Source organism: Roseateles sp. P1_C1_2 (assembly GCF_056406535.1).
The window spans coordinates 139,588-161,809 of the sequence record NZ_JBFUAB010000017.1 but is presented as its reverse complement, the minus strand read 5'-3'; the positions used below and the strand labels follow the sequence as shown (position 1 = coordinate 161,809).

At 69.2% G+C, this 22,222-nt stretch carries 17 protein-coding genes, 1 tRNA gene and 1 riboswitch; of the genes, 14 read left to right on the top strand and 4 right to left on the bottom strand.

Annotated features, from left to right (window positions below):
- Positions 1–29 precede the first annotated feature (29 nt).
- The 6 genes from AC1D2H_RS18215 (at position 30) to AC1D2H_RS18190 (ending at position 5,087) form a co-directional block, all read left to right on the top strand.
- Positions 30–1,772, top strand: coding sequence for a tetratricopeptide repeat protein (locus tag AC1D2H_RS18215; RefSeq protein ID WP_478011950.1), 1,743 nt, complete (start codon positions 30–32; stop codon positions 1,770–1,772).
- Positions 1,769–2,287 (top strand): outer membrane lipoprotein LolB, encoded by a 519-nt coding sequence (locus AC1D2H_RS18210; RefSeq protein ID WP_477934565.1) that lies wholly within the window; start codon positions 1,769–1,771, stop codon positions 2,285–2,287. The genes AC1D2H_RS18215 and AC1D2H_RS18210 overlap by 4 nt, the downstream gene beginning before the upstream one ends.
- Positions 2,284–3,177, top strand: a complete 894-nt coding sequence (ispE, locus tag AC1D2H_RS18205; protein ID WP_478011949.1) for a 4-(cytidine 5'-diphospho)-2-C-methyl-D-erythritol kinase — start codon at positions 2,284–2,286, stop codon at positions 3,175–3,177. The genes AC1D2H_RS18210 and ispE overlap by 4 nt, the downstream gene beginning before the upstream one ends.
- 40 nt (positions 3,178–3,217) lie before the next feature.
- Positions 3,218–3,294 (top strand) — tRNA-Gln (locus AC1D2H_RS18200).
- Positions 3,295–3,359: 65 nt separating this feature from the next.
- Positions 3,360–4,322 carry a ribose-phosphate pyrophosphokinase gene (locus tag AC1D2H_RS18195; RefSeq protein WP_477934561.1) on the top strand — a complete coding sequence of 321 codons (963 nt, stop codon included), beginning with the start codon at positions 3,360–3,362 and terminating at the stop codon, positions 4,320–4,322.
- A 144-nt stretch (positions 4,323–4,466) separates the two neighbouring features.
- Positions 4,467–5,087, top strand: coding sequence for a 50S ribosomal protein L25/general stress protein Ctc (locus AC1D2H_RS18190; protein ID WP_477934559.1), 621 nt, complete (start codon positions 4,467–4,469; stop codon positions 5,085–5,087).
- Between the two features lie 51 nt (positions 5,088–5,138).
- Here the strand turns inward: AC1D2H_RS18190 and AC1D2H_RS18185 are convergent, their stop codons facing one another.
- The 4 genes from AC1D2H_RS18185 to AC1D2H_RS18170 all read right to left on the bottom strand — a co-directional run bounded on the left by AC1D2H_RS18185 (position 5,139) and on the right by AC1D2H_RS18170 (position 14,360).
- Positions 5,139–6,524 carry an efflux transporter outer membrane subunit gene (locus AC1D2H_RS18185; protein ID WP_478011947.1) on the bottom strand — a complete coding sequence of 462 codons (1,386 nt, stop codon included), beginning with the start codon at positions 6,522–6,524 and terminating at the stop codon, positions 5,139–5,141.
- 4 nt (positions 6,525–6,528) lie between these two features.
- Positions 6,529–9,642, bottom strand: coding sequence for a multidrug efflux RND transporter permease subunit (locus tag AC1D2H_RS18180; RefSeq protein WP_478011946.1), 3,114 nt, complete (start codon positions 9,640–9,642; stop codon positions 6,529–6,531).
- Positions 9,639–12,758, bottom strand: a complete 3,120-nt coding sequence (locus AC1D2H_RS18175) for an MdtB/MuxB family multidrug efflux RND transporter permease subunit (RefSeq protein ID WP_478011945.1) — start codon at positions 12,756–12,758, stop codon at positions 9,639–9,641. Before AC1D2H_RS18175 ends, AC1D2H_RS18180 begins: the two co-directional genes overlap by 4 nt.
- Before the next feature lie 162 nt (positions 12,759–12,920).
- Positions 12,921–14,360 carry an MdtA/MuxA family multidrug efflux RND transporter periplasmic adaptor subunit gene (locus tag AC1D2H_RS18170; RefSeq protein ID WP_478011944.1) on the bottom strand — a complete coding sequence of 480 codons (1,440 nt, stop codon included), beginning with the start codon at positions 14,358–14,360 and terminating at the stop codon, positions 12,921–12,923.
- Between the two features lie 82 nt (positions 14,361–14,442).
- Here AC1D2H_RS18170 and pth point away from each other — a divergent pair, with 82 nt between their 5' ends.
- The 8 genes from pth to AC1D2H_RS18130 all read left to right on the top strand — a co-directional run bounded on the left by pth (position 14,443) and on the right by AC1D2H_RS18130 (position 22,222).
- Positions 14,443–15,075, top strand: a complete 633-nt coding sequence (pth, locus tag AC1D2H_RS18165; protein ID WP_478011943.1) for an aminoacyl-tRNA hydrolase — start codon at positions 14,443–14,445, stop codon at positions 15,073–15,075.
- A complete protein-coding gene (locus AC1D2H_RS18160) occupies positions 15,072–15,479 on the top strand; it encodes a hypothetical protein (protein ID WP_478011942.1) in 408 nt (135 codons plus the stop codon). Before pth ends, AC1D2H_RS18160 begins: the two co-directional genes overlap by 4 nt.
- A riboswitch (cobalamin riboswitch) is annotated at positions 15,475–15,708 on the top strand. It overlaps the preceding gene by 5 nt.
- A 77-nt stretch (positions 15,709–15,785) precedes the next feature.
- Positions 15,786–17,654 (top strand): TonB-dependent receptor domain-containing protein, encoded by a 1,869-nt coding sequence (locus AC1D2H_RS18155; RefSeq protein WP_478011941.1) that lies wholly within the window; start codon positions 15,786–15,788, stop codon positions 17,652–17,654.
- Positions 17,655–17,661: 7 nt separating this feature from the next.
- Positions 17,662–18,210 (top strand): bifunctional adenosylcobinamide kinase/adenosylcobinamide-phosphate guanylyltransferase, encoded by a 549-nt coding sequence (gene cobU / locus AC1D2H_RS18150; protein ID WP_478011940.1) that lies wholly within the window; start codon positions 17,662–17,664, stop codon positions 18,208–18,210.
- Entirely contained in the window at positions 18,203–19,057 is an 855-nt protein-coding gene (locus tag AC1D2H_RS18145) for an ABC transporter substrate-binding protein (RefSeq protein WP_478011939.1), read from the top strand. Before cobU ends, AC1D2H_RS18145 begins: the two co-directional genes overlap by 8 nt.
- Positions 19,057–20,037, top strand: a complete 981-nt coding sequence (locus AC1D2H_RS18140; protein ID WP_477934539.1) for a FecCD family ABC transporter permease — start codon at positions 19,057–19,059, stop codon at positions 20,035–20,037. Before AC1D2H_RS18145 ends, AC1D2H_RS18140 begins: the two co-directional genes overlap by 1 nt.
- Positions 20,034–20,792 carry an ABC transporter ATP-binding protein gene (locus tag AC1D2H_RS18135; protein ID WP_478011938.1) on the top strand — a complete coding sequence of 253 codons (759 nt, stop codon included), beginning with the start codon at positions 20,034–20,036 and terminating at the stop codon, positions 20,790–20,792. Before AC1D2H_RS18140 ends, AC1D2H_RS18135 begins: the two co-directional genes overlap by 4 nt.
- A complete protein-coding gene (locus tag AC1D2H_RS18130; protein WP_478011937.1) occupies positions 20,789–22,222 on the top strand; it encodes a cobyrinate a,c-diamide synthase in 1,434 nt (477 codons plus the stop codon). The genes AC1D2H_RS18135 and AC1D2H_RS18130 overlap by 4 nt, the downstream gene beginning before the upstream one ends.

Below are 22,222 nucleotides of genomic sequence, written 5' to 3'. Positions count from 1 at the left end.
ATAATCAGCCCCTGCCCCCTGGAGTTCGAATGCCCCTGCCTTACCGTCGCGTGATCGCCGCCGCCGCCCTGCTGGCCGTGCTGCAAGCCCACGCCCAGGATGTCGCCCCCAGCGCGCCTGCCGAACCGACTGCCAACTCGGCCATGGACGCGCCGCTGTTCTACCAGCTGCTGATCGGCGAGCTCGAATTGCAGAACGGCCAGGCCGGCGTCGCCTTCCAGGTGCTGCTGGACGCCGCCCGCCGCACCGGGGACGAGGAGCTGTTCAAGCGCGTCGTCAACATCGCCGTGCAGGCCCGCGCCGGCGACCAGGCCCTGATGGCCGCCCGCGCCTGGGCCGAGACCGTGCCGACCTCGTCGGAGGCCCTGCAGAACTGTGTGCAGTTGCTGGCCGTCATGAACAAGCCCGCCGAGGTGCCGACGCCGCTGGCCAGCCTGCTGCGCGTCGCGCCCGCGCCGCAGCGCCCCAGCCTGATCCTCGCGCTGCCGCGCCTGTTCCAGCGCTCGCCCGACCCCAAGTCCGTGCTGACAGCGCTGGCGCCAGTGCTGCAGACCCAGACCGGCCCGCTCAAGCCCGCCGCCCTCTATACGGAGGCGCGCCTGGCCATCAATGCGGGCCAGAGCGCCCGCGCGCTGGCGCTGACCCGCGAGCTCAACCAGCTCGTGCCCGAGAACGACGACGCGATGCAGTTGGCCGTCGACCTCATGCCCACCGAGCCGCAGGCCGAGGCACTGATCACCGCGCGGCTGCAGCAGAACCCCGCGCAACACGGGCTGCGCCAAGCCTATGCCCGCTCGCTGATCCTGACCCAGCGCCCGACCGAAGCCGCTCGCGAGTTCCGCCTGCTGACGGAGGCCACGCCCGACAACCCCGCGCCCTGGCTGGCCCTGGGCGCCATCGAACTGGAGCTCAAGCACTTCGCCGCCGCCGAGACGGCCCTGCGCGAGGCGCTGAAGCGCCTGGACACGCCGGCCTCGGGCACCGACGCCGAGATCCGCGCCCGCGGCGAAGGCCGCCAGCAGGCCTGGCTGATGCTGTCCCAGACCGCCGAGCAGCGCGGTGACTTCAAGGCCGCCGAGGCGGCGCTGCAGAAGGTCGACGGCAACAGCCTGGAGCTGCGCTACCGCCGCGCCAGCCTGCTGGCCCGCCAGGGCAAGCTCGGCGATGCGCGCAAGCTGCTGCAGCCGGCCGCCGACGCCAGCGACGCCGACGCCCGCGCCACGCTGCTGGCCGAGGCCCAGTTGATGCGTGAGCAGCGCGACTACGCCGCCTCCCTCACCGTCCTCAAGGCGGCGACGACCCGCTTTCCCGCCGACCCCGATCTGGTCTACGAGCAGGCCATGATGACCGAGAAGGTCGGCAAGTTCGACGAGATGGAGACGCTGCTGCGCAAGGTCATCGAGATCAAGCCCGACTATCACCATGCCTACAACGCCCTCGGCTATTCGCTGGCCGAGCGCAATCTGCGCCTGCCCGAGGCCAAGCAGCTCATCGAGCAGGCACTCAAGCTGGCGCCTGGCGAGCCCTTCATCGTCGACAGCCTGGGCTGGGTGGAGTACCGCCTGGGCAACCTGGGCGAAGCCACCAAGCTGCTGCGCCAAGCCCATGGCAGCCGGCCCGACGCCGAGATCGCCGCCCACTTCGGCGAGGTGCTGTGGGCCAGCGGCGCGGAAGAAGAGGCCCGCCGCGTCTGGCAGGACGCCGCCCAGCGCGAACCGCGCAACGAGGCCCTGCGCGAAACGCTGGACCGGCTGAAGGTCAAGCCGCGATGAGACGCGTCGCCACTCTCCTGCTCGCCCTCGCCTTGGCCGGCTGCGCCCAGCTGCCGCAGACGCCGCCGGCCGCATCGGCCGAAGCCCGGCTCGGCGGCCGCATCAGCGTGACCGTGGCCGGCGACGTGCACAACCGCGGCACCGGCGGCGCGGCCAGCTTCGAGCTCTTTGGCGGCCCGCAGGCCGGCCGGCTGGAGCTGACCTCGCCGCTGGGTGCGTTGGTGGCCCGCGCGAACTGGCAGCCGGGCCGCGCCACGCTGCAGACGCCCAGCGAAGAGCGCCGCTTCGATGACCTCGATGCGCTGACCCGCGAGCTGCTCGGCGAGCCGGTGCCGATCGCCGCCCTGTTCGACTGGCTGCAGGCCCGCCCCTGGCCGGCCGCGCCGCATCAGAAGACGCCGGGCGGCTTCGAGCAACTCGGCTGGCGCATTGAGCCCAAGCTGCCCGCCCTCGTCGCCACGCGCCTGGCCGCGCCCACCGTCACGCTGCGCGCCAGGCTGGACAGCGGCGAATGAAGGCGCTGTACGACCTGGCCGCGCCCGCCAAGCTCAATCTCTTTTTGCACGTCGTCGGCAAGCGGCCCGATGGCTATCACCTGCTGCAGTCGCTCTTCGTGCTGGTCGACTGGGCGGACACGCTGCATGCCGAGGCCCGCACCGACGGGCGGCTGCGGCGTCACGACGTGCTCGGTGGTGACCTGCCCGCCGACGATCTCTGCCTGCGCGCCGCGCGCCTGCTGCAAACCGAAACCGGCTGCACGCTCGGCGCCGACATCCACCTCGAGAAGCGCCTGCCCGCTGGTGCCGGCATGGGCGGCGGCTCGTCCGACGCGGCGACGACACTGCTGGCGCTGAACCGCCTGTGGGATCTGCGCCTGCCGCTGAAGCGGCTGCTCGCTCTCGGGCTCAAGCTCGGCGCGGACGTGCCCTTCTTCCTCGGCGGTGGGCCGGCCTTCGTCGAAGGCATAGGCGAAATCCTGCACCCGCTGGCCTTGCCCGAGCAGCGCTTCGCCGTCATCAAAGGCCCGGCCGGACTGGCCACCAAGGACATCTTTTCAAGCCAACTCTTGGCAAGGAGCGAAAACCTGGCTATAGTCGCGGGCTTTCCCGCCCTGGCTGGAACTGCAGAAAACCTGGTTACAGGCTTTGGTCGAAACGATCTTCAGCCCGCAGCCGAAAGTATCAGCAGTGAAGTGCGAGATGCGTTGGTTCTGATGTCGAAGCGATTCGGCAACGCCCGGATGACGGGCTCCGGGGCCGCTGTGTTTTCAGTGCTCGCCGGAGATGGAAAAAATGGCAATGACGACCAGTCCCTGGCGACACTGCTGCAGGCCCAGCCCGCAGCATGGACCGGTCGAATCTGCCGCAGCTTGGCTCAACACCCGCTTGCGGGCTGGGCTGACTGAAAACGGTTATGGGGTGCAGCAGCTCTGCTGTGTCCTGTGTAGGGGAGTCGCCAAGTTGGTCAAGGCATCGGATTTTGATTCCGACATGCGAGGGTTCGAGTCCTTCCTCCCCTGCCAAAGTTTTTCTGTAATTCGCTGAACCGGCTTGCGCTTCAGCGAGCCACTGACACCAGAGGCTCCAAGTGCTGCTCAACACGGTTCTCTTCACCGGCAACGCGAACCCGGTCCTCTCCCAGGAAATGGCGACCCATCTCGGTCTCGAGCTGGGCAAGGCTGTCGTCGGGCGTTTCTCCGATGGCGAAGTCGCCGTCGAGATCCAGCAGAACGTGCGCGCCCGTGACGTCTTCGTCATCCAGCCCACCTGCGCGCCGACGAACGAGAACCTGATGGAGCTGCTGATCATGGCTGATGCCTTGAAGCGCTCCAGTGCCCGCCGCATCACCGCCGTCATCCCCTACTTCGGCTATGCCCGCCAGGACCGCCGCCCGCGTTCCACCCGCGTGCCCATCTCGGCCAAGGTCGTCGCCAACCTGCTGGAAACCGTCGGCGTCGAGCGCGTGCTGACCATGGACCTGCACGCCGACCAGATCCAGGGCTTCTTCGACATCCCGGTCGACAACATCTACGCATCGCCGGTGCTGCTGTCGGACCTGAAGAGCCGCAACTACCAAGACCTCGTCGTCGTTTCGCCCGACGTCGGCGGCGTGGTGCGCGCCCGTGCGCTGGCCAAGCAGCTCGGCTGCGACCTGGCCATCATCGACAAGCGCCGTCCGGCCGCCAACGTGTCCGAAGTGATGCACGTCATCGGCGAGATCGACGGCCGCAACTGCGTGATCATGGACGACATGATCGACACCGCCGGCACCCTGGTGAAGGCGGCCGAGGTGCTGAAGGCCCGCGGCGCCAAGAGCGTCTTCGCCTATTGCACCCACCCGATCCTGTCGGGCCCGGCCATCGAGCGCATCGCCGGTTCGCAGCTGGACGAAGTCGTCATCACCAACACCATTCCGCTGACCGACGCGGCCAAGGCCTGCAAGAAGATCCGCCAGCTGTCGGTGGCCTTCCTGTTTGCCGAGACCATCCGCCGCATCTCTGATGGCGAGTCGGTCACCTCCCTTTTCTCGGAACAAAACAACAATTTCTAGTCAGTCCGAGTAGGGTCCCTCCCGCAAGCGGGGCCCTCCCTTTTCTCCGAGCAGAACAACTTCTGATCGGAATACATGGCTGTCGCAAGACGGCTTTTTCAAACGGCGCCTGGTCGCGGGTGCCGTTCTCTTTTGGAGAAAACCATGAAGTTTGTCGCTTTTGAGCGCAAGTTGCAGGGGACCGGAGCGAGCCGCCGCCTGCGAGTGGCCGGCAAGGTGCCGGGCATTGTTTTTGGCGCCGGTGAGCCCGTCATGATCGAACTCGATCACAACGCGCTGTTCCACGCCCTCAAGAAGGAAGCCTTCCACAGCTCGCTGCTGGACATGGAACTGGCTGGCGCCACCACGCAAGTGCTGCTGCGCGATTTCCAGATGCACCCGTACAAGCCGCAAGTCCTGCACTGCGACTTCCAGCGCGTGGACGGCACGACCAAGATCACGAAGAAGGTGCCTTTGCACTTCATCGGCGAAGAAACGTCCGTGGCCGTCAAGACCGACCACTGCACGGTCAACCACGTCGTGACCGAGCTGCTGATCACCTGCCTGGCCAAGCAACTGCCCGAGTTCATCGAGGTGGATCTGTCTGGCCTGACCCAGGGTCACTCGCTGCACGTCAACGACATCAAGCTGCCGGAAGGCATCAAGGTCGTGACGCACGGCAAGCCGAACCCGGTCATCGCCACGCCGATCGCTCCGGCTGCTGAAGAAGTCATCGTCGTCGCCGCTCCGGTCGCCGACGACGGCAAGAAGAAGAAGAAGAAGTAATTTCTTCCCGGCTTCATGCCAACGACGAGGGGCTCCGCAAGGAGCCCTTTTTCATTGCGGCGGCAGCCGGCCGCCCAGGTTCTTCAACAGCAGATTGGCCGCCACGAGCTGGCGGTTGCGGGAAGACAGCAGATTGCCCTCGGCCGACAGCGCCGAGGCCTGGGCGGCACTGACGTTGAGGAAGCTGACCGTGCCGGCGCGGTACTGGGCCAGCACGATCTCGAGATTGCGACCCGCCGCCTCGAAGGCATCGCGCTGCAGCGCCAGCGCGGCGCCGGATTCGGCGAACTGCACGAGGTTGTCCTCGACCTCCTGGAAGGCCGTCAGCACCGCCTGGCGGTAGTTGGCCGTCGCCACGTCCGCCGAGGCGCGGGCCTGGGCCGAGGCCAGCTTGCGTTGGCCGCCGTCGAAGATGGGCTGCGCCACCGCCGCGCCAATGCTCCACAGCAGATTCGGTGCCGACACGAGGTTGGACCAGGACGAGCCGCGGTAGCCGGCGCTGGCCGACAGGTCGATGGAGGGGAAGAAGGCCGCGTCGGCGATGCCGATCTGCGCATAGGCCGCTGCCTGGCGGGTGCGCGCGGCGGCGATGTCGGGGCGCTGGGCCAGCAGCGCCGACGGTACCAGGTCGGGTACCGGCGGCAGCTCGGGCAGGCGCGCGTTGGGCAACAGCTGGAACTGGCCCGCCAGCTTGCCGACCTGGGTGGCGATGGAATGTTCCAGCTGGGCACGCTCGGCGCGCATGTCGCTGAGCTGGGATTGCGCGCTGCGCAACTGGGTGCGGGCCTGCAGCACATCGGTCTGCGCGACGACGCCGCTGGCGTAGCGCACCTCGGTCAGCTCCAGCGCGCGCTGATTGGAAGCAACCGTGCGCTCCAGCAGGGCCTGCTGGGCCTCGGCCGTGCGCAGCGCGAAATAGCTCTGCGTCAGCGTCGCCTGCGCCGACAGGCGCAGCGCGGCGAGGTCGGCCTCGCTGGCCCGGTAGTTCGCGCCAGCCGCCTTGACGCCTTCGGCCAGGCGCCCCCACAAGTCGATCTCCCAGGCCGCGTTGGCCGTCAGCGAGTTGTTGGTCTGCACGGTGCGCTGGCCGTTGCCGTTCTCGGCCGTCGCCGAGCGGGTGCTGCTGCCGTTGACCGACAGCGTCGGGAAGATGGCCGAGCGGCTGGCGCCGAGCACCGCGCGGGCCGACGTGACCTGGGCCAGCGCGGCGGCGAGGTTCTGGTTGCCGACGACGAGGTCGGCCTGCAGGCTGTCCAGCACCGGGTCCTTGAACATCGTCCACCAGGCCTCGGGGACGGTCACCTCGGGCGCGACGCGGCGCCATTCGGTGGAGCCCGTGAAGGTGGCCGGCGGTGCGGGTTCGGCGGGCGGATGCTGGGCCGTGATGGCGCATCCGGCGAGGGCCAGGACGAGAGGAAGAAGAGCAGTCTTCAGCATGGCTTCAGGTCGCGGTCTGGAGGACATTGGCAGGGGCCGGGGCTGGCTGGCGCTTCTTGCGGCTCAGCCTGTCCATGCAGCAGAACACGACGGGCGTGGTGTAGAGGGTCAGCAGCTGGCTCAGCAGCAGGCCGCCGACGATGGAGATGCCCAGCGGCACGCGCAGTTCGGCGCCTTCGCCATGGCCCAGGGCCAGTGGCACGGCTCCGAAGACGGCAGCCACCGTCGTCATCAGGATGGGCCGCAGCCGCAGCAGGGCCGCGCGGTAGATGGCGGCACCAGGCCTCAGCCGGCTGCCACGCTCCTCGGCCGCGCGCTGGGCCGAGATGGCGAAGTCCAGCATCATGATGGCGTTCTTCTTCACGATGCCGATCAAGAGGATGACGCCGATCAGCGCAATGATGGTGAAGTCGGTCTTGAAGGCCATCAGCGCCAGCAGCGCGCCGACGCCGGCCGACGGCAGCGTCGACAGAATCGTGATCGGGTGGATGAGGCTCTCGTAGAGCATGCCCAGCACCAGGTAGATGGTCACGATGGCCGCGAGGATGAGCAGGGGCTGGGACTTCAGCGAGGCCTGGAAGGCCTGAGCCGTGCCCTGGAAGCTGCCGCGCACCGACACCGGTGCGCCGCTGCCGGCCACGGCGTCGTTGATGGCGGCGACGGCGTCCGACAGCGACACACCTTCCGAGAGGTTGAAGCTGATGGTGCTGGCCGGCGTGCCGCTCTGGTGGTTGACCGACAGCGGCGTGTTCGTCACCTCGACGCGTGCCACCGCCGACATCGGCACCTGCTGGCCGGCGCTGCTCGTCAGCATCATCCGGTCCAGCGTCTGCGGGCTCTGCAGCCAGACGGGCGCCAGCTCCATGACGACGCGGTACTGGTTCAGCGGGTTGTAGATGACGCCCACCTGGCGCTGGCCGAAGGCGTTGTTCAGCGTGCCGTCGAAGGCGCTCATCGTGATGCCCAGTCGCGCCAGCGCATCGCGGTCGACGACGAGAGATGTCTGAGTGCCCTTGTCCTGCTGGTCGGTGTTGACGTCGGTGATCTCCGGCACCTCGGTCAGCGCGCGGCGGATGCGCGGCTCCCAGGTGCGCAGGTCATTCAGGTCGTCGGCCTGCAGCGTGTACTGCAGCGAGGCGTTGGACTGGCGGCCGCCGATGCGGATGTCCTGCACCGGCGCCATGAAGAGGTTGGCGCCCGGCACCTTGGCCAGCTTGCCGCGCAGCCGGTTGATGACGGCATCGATGCTCTCCTCGCGCTCGGCCTGCGGCTTCAGGCTGATGAACATATTGGCGCTGTTGCGCTGGCCGCCACCGGTAAAGCCGGTGACGTTGGCCACCGCCGGGTCGGCGCGCACGATGTCGTGGAAGGTGCGCAGCTTGAGCTGCATGGACTGGAAGGAGGAGGCCTGGTCGGCCTGCACGCCGCCGATCATCAGCCCCGTGTCCTGCTGCGGGAAGAAGCCCTTGGGGATGGTCATGTAGAGGTGCACGTTCAGCGCGACGACGCCGGCCAGTACCAGCAGCGCGATKGGCTGATGGCGCAGGGTCCAGCGCAGGCTGCGGCGGTAACCGCGCATCAAGCCGCGCTGCAGACGGGCCAGCCAGCGGCCGAAGCGGCCCGGCTTCTTCGCCTGGGCATGCGGCTTGAGCAGCGTCGCGGCCATCATGGGCGTGGTGGTCAGCGACACCACCATGGACACCAGGATGGCCACCGACAGCACGACGGCGAACTCGCGGAACAGCCGCCCGACGATGCCGCCCATGGCCAGGATGGGGATGAAGACGGCGATCAGGCTCAGCGAGATGGAGACGACCGTGAAGCCAATCTCCTTGGCCCCCTTGAGCGCCGCCTCCCGCGGCGGCACGCCGCGCTCGATGTGGCGCGAGATGTTCTCGAGCACGACGATGGCGTCGTCGACGACGAAGCCCGTGGCCACCGTCATCGCCATCAGCGACAGGTTGTCGATGCTGTAGCCCAGCAGGTACATGAAGCCGCAGGTGCCGGCCAGCGACACCGGCACGGCCACGGCCGGCAGCAGGGCCGCACGGAAGCGCCGCAGGAAGATGAAGACGACGACGATGACCAGGCCGAAGGAGATGGCCAGCGTGCGCTGCACTTCCTTGATGCTGCCGCGGATGGTGGACGTGCGGTCCATGACGACGTCGACATTGATGGCCGGCGAGATGGAGGCGCGCAGCTGCGGCAGCAGGGCCCGCACGGTGTCGACGGTCTTGATGATGTTGGCGCTGGGTGCCTTGTTGAGGATCAGCAGCACGGCCGAGCGGCCATTGGCCAGGCCGTCGTTGCGCAGGTCCTGCACGCTGTCCTCGATGGAGGCCACGTCGCGCAGCTGCACGGCGGCGCCGTTCCTGTAGCTCAGCACCAGGGGTGCGTAATCGCTGGCCAGCCGGGCCTGGTCGTTGGCGATGATCTGCCAGGTGCGGTCACCGCTCTCCAGCTGCCCCTTGGGCCGGTTGGCATTGGTCGCGACGACGGCTGCCCTGACCTGATCCAGCGAGATGCCCTGGGCCGACAGCTTGTTCGGGTCCAGCTCGATGCGCACCGCCGGCAGCGCGCCGCCGCCCACGCTGACCTGGCCGACGCCGTCGACCTGCGACAGCCGCTGCGCCAGCACGGTGGAGGCGGCGTCGTACATCTGGCCGCGCGTCAGCGTGTCCGACGTCAGCGCGACGATCATGATGGGCGCGTCCGCCGGGTTGACCTTGCGGTAGCTCGGGTTGCTCGGCATGCCGGTGGGCAGCAGCGCGCGCGAGGCGTTGATGCCGGCCTGCACGTCGCGGGCGGCGCTGTCGATGTCGCGGCTGAGGTCGAACTGCAGCGTGACGCGGCTGCTGCCGAGCGACGAGGACGAGGTGATCTCGGTGACGCCGGCGATGCTGCCGAGCGTGCGCTCCAGCGGCGTGGCCACGGTGGCGGCCATGGTGTCGGGGCTGGCACCGGGCAGGGAGGCGCTGACCGAGATGGTCGGGAACTCGACCTGGGGCAGCGGCGCAATCGGCAGCAGCAGATAGGCGATGGCGCCCGCCAGGGCCAGGCCGCAAGTGATCAGCGCCGTACCGATCGGCCGCTCGATGAAGACGCGTGACGGGTTCACGCCGCGGCCTCTGCGGGTTTACGGCCGCGCTTCAAACGCGCAGCCAGCGCCGCGAAGCCGAGATAGATGACCGGCGTCGTGAAGAGTGTGAGCAACTGGCTGACGATGAGGCCGCCGACCATGACGACACCCAGTGGATGGCGCAGCTCACTGCCCACGCCCGAGCCCAGCATCAGCGGCAGCGCGCCGAGCAGGGCCGCCATCGTCGTCATCAGGATGGGCCGGAAGCGCAGCAGGCAGGCCTCAAAGATGGCGTCGCGCGGAGCCTTGCCGTGGTCGCGTTCAGCCTCCAAGGCGAAGTCGATCATCATGATCGCGTTCTTCTTGACGATGCCGATCAGCAGCACGATGCCGATGATGGCGATGATGTCCAGGTCGAGGCGGAAGGCCAGCAGGGCCAGCAGCGCACCCAGTCCCGCCGAGGGCAGCGTGGACAGGATGGTCAGCGGGTGGATGGTGCTCTCGTAGAGCACGCCCAGCACGATGTACATCGTCACGATGGCCGCGAGGATGAGCAGCAGCGTGCTCGTCAGCGACGCCTGGAAGGCCAGGGCCGCGCCCTCGAATCGCGTCTCGACGCTGAGTGGCAGCTGCAGCGCATCGACCTCGGTGCGGACGGCCTTGACCGCCTCGCCGAGCGAGGCGCCCGGCGCGAGGTTGAAGGACAGGGTCGACGACGGGAACTGCGCCACGTGGTTGACGGCCAGCGGCGCCAGCCTCTCACTGAAGCGCGCCACCGAGCTGAGCGGCACCTGCACGCCACCCGCGCCGGGCACATAGAGGCGCTTCAGGCCGTCCAGCCCCTGGCGGTACTCGGGCGCCACTTCCAGCACGACGCGGTACTGGTTGCTCTGCGTGAAGATGGTCGAGATCAACCGCTGGCCGAAGGCGCTGTACAGCGCGCTGTCGATGGCCGCGACGCTGACGCCCAGCCGCCCGGCCGCATCGCGGTCGATGTCGACGTAGGCCTGCAGGCCTTTCTCCTGCTGGTCGCTGGCCACGTCGACGATCTGCTTCAGGCCACGCAGCCGCTCCAGCACGGCCGTCGTCGAACGGCTCAGCTCGGCGGAGTCCGGCGAAGACAGCGTGAACTGGTACTGCGTCTTGGCGATGCGGTCTTCGATGGTCAGGTCCTGCACGGGCTGCAGGTACAGCGCGATGCCGGGCTCGTCGGCGGCCGCGTCGGCGATGCGCCGCGCCACCTCGGCCGCGCTGGCGCCACGCCCCTCCTTGGGCTTGAGCGAGATCTGCAGGCGGCCCTGGTTCAGCGTCGTGTTGCCGCCGTCCACGCCGATGAAGGACGAGACCGTCTCCACGGCCGGATCCTTCAGCACGCGTTCGGCCAGGCGTTGCTGGTGCTCGGCCATGGCGCTGAAGGAGGTGGACTGCGCCGCCTCGGTGATGCCCTGCAGCTGGCCGGTGTCCTGCACCGGGAAAAAGCCCTTGGGCACCAGCAGATACAGCACGCCGGTGAGGCCCAGCGTCGCGATGAAGACGATCAACGTCGCGGCCGAACGGTCCAGCACCCAGTTCAGCATGCGGCCATAGCCGGCGATGGTGTCGTCGAAGGCCTTGCCCACGCGACGCCACAGCCAGCCATGGTCCTCGTCGTGCTCATGCTTGAGCAGGCGCGCGCACATCATGGGTGTCAGCGTCAGCGACACGAAGGCCGAGATCAGGATGGACACGGCCAGCGTGATGGCGAACTCGTGGAAGAGGCGGCCGACGACGTCGCCCATGAAGAGCAGCGGGATCAGCACGGCGATCAGCGACACCGTCAGCGAGATGATGGTGAAGCCGATCTGCTTGGAGCCGGTCAGCGCCGCGTCATAGGCGCTGACGGCCTCACCGCCCTCCTCCATGTGGCGGGCGATGTTCTCGATCATGACGATGGCGTCATCCACCACGAAGCCGGTGGAGATGACCAGGGCCATCAGCGTCAGGTTGTTGATCGAGAACCCTGCCATGTACATGACGCCGAAGGTGCCCACCAGCGACACGGGCACGGCCACCGCGGGAATGATGGTGGCCGGCAGGCTGCGCAGGAAGACGAAGATGACGCCGATGACCAGCACGATGGCGAACAGCAATTCGTGCTGCACGTCGGTCACCGAGGCACGGATGGTGGTGGTGCGGTCGCTGAGCAGCTGCACGTCCAGCGAGGCCGGCAGGCTGGCCTGCAGCTGCGGCAGCACGGCGCGCACGCGGTCCACGGTCTCGATGACATTGGCGCCCGGCTGGCGCTGCACGTTCAGGATGACGGCTGACACGCTGGACTTGCTGGCCTGGCCGGCCCAGGCGGCCAGGCGCAGGTTCTCGGCGTCGTCCACCAGCTGGGCCACGTCCTTGAGGCGCACCGCGTTGCCGTTTTTGTAGGCAATCACCAGATTGGCGTATTCAGATGCGCTGCGCAGCTGGTCGTTGGCGTCCAGCGTCGAGGCGCGCAGCGGGCCGTCGAAGCTGCCCTTGGACTGGTTGACGTTGGCGCCCGAGATGGCCGTGCGCACATCGTCGATGGACAGGCCGAGCGTGGCCAGCGAACCCGGGTTGGCCTGGATGCGCACGGCCGGCCGCCGGCCGCCAGCGATGCCCACCAGGCCCACGCCCGGCACCTGCGAGATCTTCTGCGCCAGCCGGCTCTCGACGAGGTCATGCACGCGCGTGATGGGCAGCGTCGTCGAACTGATGGCGATGGTCAGCACCGGCGCGTCAGCGGGGTTCACCTTGCTGTAGACCGGCGGCATGGGCAGGTCGCTGGGTAGCAGATTGCTGCCGGCATTGATGGCGGCCTGCACCTCCTGCTCGGCCACGTCCAGGGCCAGGCTCAGCTCGAAACGCAGCGTGATGACCGAAGCGCCGCCCGAACTGGTCGACGACATCTGCGCCAGGCCCGGCATCTGGCCGAACTGGCGCTCCAGCGGCGCAGTGACGGACGAGGTCATCACGTCGGGGCTGGCACCGGGGTAGAGCGTCGTGACCTGGATGGTCGGGTAGTCGACCTCGGGCAAGGCCGACACCGGCAGCAGCCGGTAGGCCAGGGCGCCGGCCAGCACGATGGCCAGCATCAGCAGCGAGGTTGCGACCGGCCGCGCGATGAAGAGACGTGACGGGTTCATGGGAAGCTGCGAATGGACTCTGCGCGGCCGAACAGACCGTCGCGGCGTCGCCAATCAAGGCGCAAAGCACAGCCGTAGCAGGGACTACGGCGAGCATTTGCAACGCCGTGTGGCGGCGTTGCGGCGGGATGAGCGGGTGCGCGGGGTGCGTTCACAGCTTCCTCATTGGGCGGGAGCCGAGGCGCGGTGCTGCTGGATCCAGGTGCGGCGGTCCTCGGGACTCATGGCCTTGAGCTTCTCGACCATCTCGGGCGGCACGCGGTCGGCCCAGCGCGGGCGCTCGCCGTCGGCGGCAGCCGCCGCTGCGCTCGCGCCACTGGCACTCGCGCCCGGCGCACTGGCCGCGCCAGCGCCACGCCCACGGCCGCCACGTCCACCCGCACCGGAGGCACCGCCGGCCGGCACCTTGATGACCTCGGCCTTGCCGCCGTCCCGCAGGCGGTCGGCACCGTCGGTCACGACCTGGTCACCCTCCTTCAGCTCACCCTGCACGGCGGTGGCATCGCCGTCGGTCGCGAGGGTCTGCACCTTGCGAAGGGCCACCTGGCCGTCGGCCACCACGTAGACAAAGATGCCCTGCGAGCCGCGCTGCACGGCCGCGGTCGGCACGACCAGGACATCCTTCAGCGTGTCCAGCTGCAGGCGCACATTGACGAACTGGTTGGGAAAGAGGCCGCCGTCCTTGTTCTCGAACAAGGCCTTGACCTTGATGGTGCCGGTGGTGGCGTCGATGGCGTTGTCGGTGCTGGCCACGCGCCCTTCGGCCAGCTTGCTGCGGCGCTCGCGGTCCCAGGCCTGCACGGGCAAGGCCTGCTTGTCGCCAAGCTGCTGGCGGATGCGCGGCAGGCGCGCGTCGGGCACGGCAAAGACGACCGCCGCCGGCTGGGTCTGGGCGATGGTCAGCAGGCCATTCGTATCGCCCGGCGTGATGTTGTTGCCCAGGTCGGCCTGCTTCAAGCCGGCCTGGCCGGCGATGGGCGCCGTGACACGGGTGTAGGACAGCTGCAGCTTGGCGTTGTCCACGGCGGCCTTGTCGGACAGCAGCGTAGCTTCCAGCTGGCGCACCAGGGCCTGCTGGGTGTCGAGCTGCTGGCGCGGCGCGGCGTCCTTGGCCACCAGGTCCTTGTAGCGGGCCAGGTCGGCGCGGGCGTTCTCCAGCTGGGCCTGGTCGCGGGCCAGCGTGGCCAGGGCCTGGTCGCGGGCGATCTCATAGGGCCTGGGGTCGATCAGCGCCAAAAGCTGGCCGGCCTTCACCGGCTGGCCTTCATGGAAGTAGATGGCCTTGAGCTCGCCGCTGACCTTGGCGCGCACGACGGCGGTATCGGCTGCGGCGATGCTGCCGATGGCGTCGACGACGACGGGCATGTCGCGCTTTTGCACGGCGGCGACGGTGACCGGCTGCGGCCCGCTGCGGCCGAAGCGCCCACCGGCCGGCCGCCCTGCGCCGGCGCCGGATGCCGCCGATGCCGCGCCGGCCGGGCCGTCGGCGGCGCCTTCGCCACCCCGGCCCTTCCACCACCACGCCGCAGCCGCGACGACGACGACGGCCACCGTCACCCAGATCCAGGTCTTGTTTGCGCCCTTGGATTTCTTGTTCTGCATTCGGTCCACTCCTGGTTGCAGCCAAGTTTCCCGGCCGAATGTAGSTGGAGCATTGCTGAGGGCAAAAGCTACGATCACGTTCATGATCAAGCTGATGGTGGGCCTGGGCAATCCGGGTGCCGAGTACGAAGACACACGCCACAACGCCGGTTTCTGGTGGATAGACGGCCTGGCCCGTGGCCTCAAGGTGAGCCTGGCACCCGACAAGGCCTATCACGGGCTGGTGGCCCGCGTGAACCATGCGCCGGGTGCCAGCGGCCCCGTCTGGCTGCTGGAACCCATGACCTATATGAACCTCTCGGGCAAGTCGGTCGCGGCGCTGGCGCGCTTCTTCAAGATCGCGCCGGAAGAGATCCTGGCCATCCACGACGAGTTGGACCTGCCTCCCGGCGAGATGAAGTTCAAGAAGGGCGGCGGCGACGGCGGCCACAACGGGCTGAGGGACATGCGGGCCCAGCTCGGCAGCGGCGACTTCTGGCGGCTGCGGCTGGGCATCGGCCACCCCGGCCACAAGGCCGAGGTCGCCAACTATGTGCTGCGCAAGCCGCCGCTGGCCGAGCGCCAGGCGGTGGAGGACTGCATAGCCAAGAGCTACGGCGCCGTCGAGCTGATGCTGAGCGGCCAGATGGACAAGGCCTTGGCCAAAATTCACGCCAAACCGCCGCGCCCCAAGCCCCCCAAACCCGAGCCGCCGGTAGAAACTCCGGCTCCATGAAGCCGCTGCTGCTGGTTCTGGCCCTCGCATCCCTGCCCGCCCTGGCGCAGACCCAGACCCGCAGCGCCCAGGTTTTCCGCTGCGGCCCCGAGGGCCGCGACCTGCGCGACTCCCCCTGCCCCGCGGGCGAAGGCCCCAGCAGCGTCAGCTTCGACCAACCCAGCGCCGCCGACAGCAAGGCCGCGCGGGACCGCCACCTGGCCGACGCCAAGCAAGCGGCCGCCCTGGCCCAGTCGCGCCGCGCCAGCGAGGCCGAGGCCCGCCGCCAGCGCGCCCAGGCCGTCGGCCTGCAGGCACCACCGGCGCCGGTCCAGGCCGCCAGCAGCCCGCCGGTCGTTCAGCTCAAGCCACCGAAGACGGCCCGGCCTCACAAGCCCTCGGCCCCGGCCAGCGGCCATCGATAGAATCCCCCCCGTTGGTGCTCGCGCCCGCCTTCACGGCGGATGCAGTTCAACGGGAATCAGGAGGGCAGACCGCCACGCGGCACGCCTAACCTGAGCTGTCCCCGCAACGGTAAGTGGACGAGGCTCACACAAGCCTCAGCGTTCGATCCATGACCACTGGCTTCACGGCTGGGAAGGTCTCGAATGCAGCGCCATCAGCCCGGATACCGGCCAACGACGGGGCCGCCTCGCGCAATTGCGCGGTGGCCGTTTTTCAGCCTTGCTGCGGGGGTCAGCACGGCTGGGTGTTCGTTCGCGTCTCCTTTCATGCCTCATTCCCTCCTCGCGGCCCGTCGGTCGCTGCTCGCCCTGGCCGTGCTGGCCCTGGCCTCGTCCGCCCACGCCCAGAACAAGCTCGACACCGTCGTCACCACCGCCGCGCGCACGCCGCAGCGCCTGTCCGAGGTGCTGGCCGACCTGACCGTCATCACCCGCGCCGACATCGAACGCCAGGCCGCCGCCAGCGTGGCCGACCTGCTGCGCAACAACGGTTGCGCCGAGATGGTCCGCAACGGCGGTGCAGCCTCGACGACCTCCCTCTTCCTGCGCGGTGCCGACACGCGCCACACCCTGGTCCTCGTCGACGGCGTGCGCATGGACTCGCAGTCCACCGGCGGCGCCAGCTGGCAGGGCATCCCGGTCTCCCAGGTCGAGCGCGTCGAAGTGCTGAAGGGCCCGGCCAGTGCCATCTACGGCTCGGACGCCGTGGGCGGCGTCGTGCAGATCTTCACCCGCAAGGGCGGCGGCAAGGTCAGCGCCGACCTCGGCATCGGGCTGGGCACCCAGGGCACGATGAAGGCCGACGGCGGCCTGTTCGGCAGCCAAGGCATCATCGACTTCGCCTTCACCGGCGCCATCGAGGAGAGCGACGGCTTCAACTCGACCGTCGACTATCCCGGCTCCTTCAGCTACGTCCCCGACCGCGACGGCTGGCGCAAATACCAGGGCACGGCCCGCGTCGGCGCCCAGCTGGCCGAAGGCCATCGCGCCGAGATCATCGCCATCCGCAGCCACATCAACGGCCAATACGACGCCTCCAAGTCCAGGCCCCTGGCAGATGACCGCAGCCTGCAGGACACCGACGCCACCCGCCTGGCCTGGACGGCGCAATGGGCACCCGCCCTGCAGACCCAGCTCAGCTATGGCGAGTCGCGCGACCGCTACGAGACCAGCCCCTCGCCCTATCTGACCGTCACCAAGGTCAAGAACCTGGCCCTGACCGGCTCCTACCTCATCGGCAAGGGCCAGCAGGTCAATTTCCAGGGTGAGCGCATCGAGGACGAGCTGCAGAACAGCGGCCTCGTCACCGCCGGCGTCGGCAAGCGCCACCGCAATGCCTTCGGCGCGGGCTATCTGCTCAATGCCGGCGCCTTCAGCCTGCAGGCCCATGCCCGCCACGACGACGACAGCCAGTTCGGCAGCGTCGACACCGGCACCCTGCTGGCCGGCTTTGAGGTCGTGAGCGGCCTGCGCGTCGTCGGCTCCATCGGCAACGCCTTCCGCGCGCCGACGCTGTACCAGCAAGGCACCGTCTACGGCCCCGACCTCAGCAAGCCCGGCGTCAAGCCGCTGGAAGCCGAGCGCGGCCGCAATGTCGAGCTGGGTCTGAAGTACGGCAGCGGCGACACCGAATTCACCGCCACGGCCTATCGCAACCGCGTCAACAACCTCATCATCTTCGGCGCGGCGGGCAGCTGCCAGAGCGCCTTCGGCTGCTACCAGAACGTGTCGGCGGCCCGCCTGCGCGGCGTGACCCTGGCCGGTGCCACCAAGGCCGGCATCGTCAACCTGCGCGCCACCATGGACTTCCAGAAGCCCACCGACGCGAACACCGGCCTGCTGCTGGCCCGCCGCGCCAAGCGCCTGGCCACGCTGGGTGCCGACACCGAGCTGGGCGACTGGCTGCTGGGCAGCAGCGTCCAGGCCTCGGGCGCGCGCTGGGACAACGCCGCCAACACGCGCAAGCTGGGCGGCTATGGCCTCGTCAACTTCAGCGCGCAGTACAAGCTCCGCAAGGATCTCAAGCTGCAGCTGAACCTGGACAACGCCTTCGACCGCGAGACGTCCACGGCCTATGGCTACGCCTCGGCACCGCGCACGGCGCTGATCTCTCTGCGCTTCACCCCCACGCTTTAATGGCGCCATGAGCGCACACGAACTCATCGTCGGCGGCCAACGCAGCGGCAAGTCGCGCCGGGCCGAGAAGCTGGCCCTGGCCTGGCCGGGCCGCGTGGTGGTCATCGCCACCGCGCTGGCCGCGGACGACGAGATGCGCGAGCGCATTTCCCACCACCGCGCCGCCCGGCCGGCGGGCTTCGAGACCCTCGAGGCCCCGCTGGCCCTGAGCGCGGCCCTTCGACAAGCCGATGACGCCAACACCCTGGTTGTCGTCGACTGCCTGACGCTGTGGCTGGTGAATTGGTTGATGCCGATGAGCGGCCTGCCCGACACGGCCGGCTGGCAGGCCGAGCGCACCGCGCTGCTGGACCTGCTGCCCCGGCTGACGTCCCGCGTCGTCTTCGTCTCCAACGAGGTCGGCTGGGGCGTGTCGCCGCTGGGTCGCGAGGTGCGCGACTACATCGACGAACTCGGCCGGCTCAACCAGGACGTGGCCCGTCTGTGTGGCCAATTGACACTGATGGTGGCGGGCCAGGCCTGGACCCGCCCCGTCGAGGATTCAAACCATGCATAGATTGCTTGCGCTGCTGCTGTTGGCCATCGCGCTGCCGGCCGCCGCCGTCGAGATCAAGGACGATCTCGGCCAGGTCACGCAGATCACCACGCCGCCGCAGCGCATCGTCAGCCTGCTGCCTTCGCTGACCGAGACCGTCTGCGAACTCGGCGCCTGTGCCAGGCTGGTCGGCGTCGACCGCTATTCCAACTTCCCCGCGAGCGTGAACGCCCTGCCCAAGCTCGGTGGCATGGAAGACACCAATGTCGAGTTGATCGCGTCGCTGAAACCCGACGTCGTGCTGGTGGCCGTGTCCTCGCGCGTGGCCGAACGGCTGAAAGCCCTCGGCATGAAGGTCATCGCGCTGGAGCCGCGTTCCTACAAGGACGTGCAGCGCGTGCTGAACATCATGGGCCAGGTGCTGGGGGTGACCGACGCCCAGCGCGTCTGGCGCCACATCGAAGCTGGCGTGGCCGCAGCCGCCAGCAGCGTGCCGGCCTCGGCGCGTGGCGTGCGCGTCTACTACGAGGTGGCCAGCGGCATCTGGGCGGCAGGCGAATCGTCCTTCATGGGCGAGACGCTGACCAAGCTCGGCGCCGGCAACATCATTCCGGCGAGCCTGGGTCCCTTCCCCAAGATCAATCCCGAGTTCGTCGTCAAGGCCAACCCCGCGCTGATCATGATCGGCCTGCGCGGCTCCGAGGGCCTGACCCAGCGCCCCGGCTGGGACCGCATCGACGCCATCAAGCGCGGCCGCATCTGCGTCTTCAAGCCTGAGGACGGCGACATCCTCTCCCGCCCGGGCCCGCGCATGGCCGAGGCGGCGCAGATCATGGCCAGGTGCCTGCGAGAAAAGGCCTCCTCGTGATGAGCATGCGCCCCGGGCTGCTGCTGACGCTGCTCCTGGTCATCGGCGGTCTCGGCGTGCTGGCCGGCGTGGCTGTCGGCAGCACCGGCTGGGCCGACCTGGGCAACGACAGCATGGGCATCATCCTGTGGGAGATCCGCCTGCCGCGTTCGCTGGGCGCCTGGTTGGCCGGTGCGCTGCTCGGCATGGCCGGTGCGATGTCGCAAGGCCTGTTCCGCAACCCGCTGGCCGACCCCTATCTGCTGGGCAGCGCCTCGGGCGCCGGCCTGGCCGTCGCCATCGCGCTGGCACTGACTGGCATCTCGCCGCAGACCTCGTCGCTGCTGGCCCATGTCGGCCTGACCGGCATCGCCTTCGTCGGCACGCTGGTGGGCGTGGGGCTGACGCTGATCCTGGCGCGCGGCGTCGAGCAGACGCTGCGGCTGCTGCTCGCCGGCGTCGTCGTCGGCGTCGTGCTGAATGCACTGACCGGCCTGGCCACGCTGTGGGCGCCAGACATCCTGCGCGCCATGCAGGCCTTCCTGCTGGGCAACACCGGCCTGCTGGGCTGGAGCAGCGTCACGGTGATGACGGCCTGCGGCGTCGCAGCCGTCGTCATCGGCCTGCTGGCCAGCCCGGCCCTGGACGCGCTGACCCTGGGCGAAGCCACGGCCGCGTCGCTGGGCATGCGCATGGGTCTGATGCGGCTGCTGCTGATCTTCGCGTTTGCGCTGGCCACCGGGGCCGCCGTCGCGCAGACCGGCATCGTCGCCTTCGTCGGCCTGGTGGCGCCCCATCTCGTGCGCACGCTCTGCCCCATGCTGCACGGCAAGCTCATCCTGATGTCGGCCGCGGCCGGCGGCGCGCTGCTGCTGATGGCCGATGTGCTGGCACGCGGGCTGATGCGGCCACAGGAGCTGCCGGTCGGGCTGGTCACCGCCTTGCTCGGCGGCGTCTATCTCTTGGTGCTGATGCACCGCCGCGGAGCGCCCAAGCGATGAACGCGCTGCAGGCCCGCATCAACCGCGTCCGCATCGACGGCCGCGACCTCATCCATGACATCGAGCTGGCTATCGTCGCTGGCCGCTGGACGGCCATCGTCGGCCCCAACGGCGCCGGCAAGTCGACGCTGCTGCGCGCCATCGCCGGCCTGCAGCGCTGTGACGGCGCGATTCAACTCGCCGGCAAACCGCTCCACGATTGGCCCTCCCGCGAACGCGCCCGCCAGTTGGCCTGGATGGGCCAGCAGGAGACCGGCGCCGACGACCTGATGGCACATGACGTCGTCATGCTCGGCCGCCTGCCGCATCGCCCGTGGCTGGCGCCACCGACCGCGGCCGACCATGCCGCCGTGCAGGCGGCGATGGAGGCCACACAGAGCTGGGCCTGGCGCGAGCGCCGCCTGGGGTCACTCTCGGGCGGCGAGCGCCAGCGCGTGCTGCTGGCCCGTGCGCTGGCCGTCGACGCGCCGCTCACCTTGATGGACGAGCCTCTCGCCCATCTGGACCCACCCCACCAGGCGGAGTGGATGGCCCTGGTGCGCGCCCGCGTCGCGGCCGGCCACAGCGTCGTCAGCGTGCTGCACGAACTGCATCTCGCGCTGCAGGCCGACCACCTCGTGCTGATGGCCGACGGTCGCATCGTGCACACCGGTGCGCCCGGTGACGCCACCACACACGAAGCCCTGCGCCAGGTCTTCGGCCCCCGCCTGCACATCGCTCAGATCGAAGGGCGCTGGGTCGCCCTGCCCCTATGACCTCCTGCGCCGCTCTCTTCATCAGTGCCCCGTCCTCAGGCTCGGGCAAGACCTGCATCACGGCGGCCATCGCCCGCAGCCATGCCCGTCGCGGCAAGCGCGTGCGCGTGTTCAAGACCGGGCCCGACTTCCTCGACCCCAGCATCCTCGAGCGCGCCAGCGGCCAGCCCGTCTACCAGCTCGACCTCTTCATGGGCGGCTTCCAGCATTGCCAGGCCCTGCTGGCCGAGGCGGCGCACGAGGCCGACCTCATCCTCGTCGAAGGCGTCATGGGCCTGTTCGACGGCAGCCCCAGCAGCGCCGACCTGGCCGCCGCCTTCGGCCTGCCGGTCGTCTGCGTCATCGACGCCTCGGCCATGGCCCAGACCTTCGCGGCCCTGGCCACGGGGCTGGCGCGTTTCCGGCCCGAGCTGCACCACTGTGGCGTCATCGCCAACCGCATCGGCAGCGCGGCGCATGGCCGCATGCTCAGCGAAGGCCTGCCCGACGACCTGCCGCTGATCGCCGCGCTGCCGCGCGAGCCCAGGCTCATCCTGCCCGAACGCCATCTCGGTCTCGTGCAGGCGCTGGAACAGCCCGAGCTGGACGCCCAGCTCGACGCCTGGGCTGATGCCTGGGAGGCCGGCCTGCGGCCAGGCCTGGCCTTCAAGCCCTTGAGCTTCGAGGACACGGCCGAACCGCCGCCGCCGAAGCCGCTGCTGGGCCGGCGCATCGCCATCGCCCGCGACGCCGCCTTCGGCTTCATCTACCCGGCCAACGTCGACCTGCTGCGGGCCCTCAGCGCCGAGCTCGTCTTCTTCTCGCCGCTGGCGGGCGAACGCCTGCCCGCCTGCGATGCACTCTGGCTGCCTGGAGGCTACCCCGAGCTGCATGCCAGGGCGCTGCGCAACAACGCGGCGCTCTTCGACGACCTGCACGGCCATGTCGCATCGGCCAAACCGCTGCTTGCCGAATGCGGTGGCATGCTGGCCCTGCTGGATTCACTGACCGACGCGGCCGGTGATGCCCATGGCATGGCCGGCCTGATGCCAGGCCGCGCCCATGTGCAGCATCGCCTGGCGGCCCTCGGTCTGCAGGCCATTGACTGGCCCGAGGGCCCGCTGCGCGGCCACAGCTATCACTACTCGACGCTGCAGACGCCGCTGGCGCCGATCGCGCAGGCGAGCAACCCCAACGGCGGCAAGACCGCCGAGGCCCTCTACCAGCAGGGCTCGCTGCGCGCGAGCTATGTGCACCACTACTTCCCCTCCAACCCGGAAGCTGTGGCCGCGTTCTTCCTCGGCCCCTCGTCCAAGGATTGCCTTGGCCGGTCCCCCGAAGGGACGGCGACGCTTGCCGGCTCGACCGGCAAGCACATCGCCTACGCGGGCCGGCTAGGGAGCGGCCCGGCGCTCGGCCCGCAAGGTCCCGCGCGACAACATCATGGATAG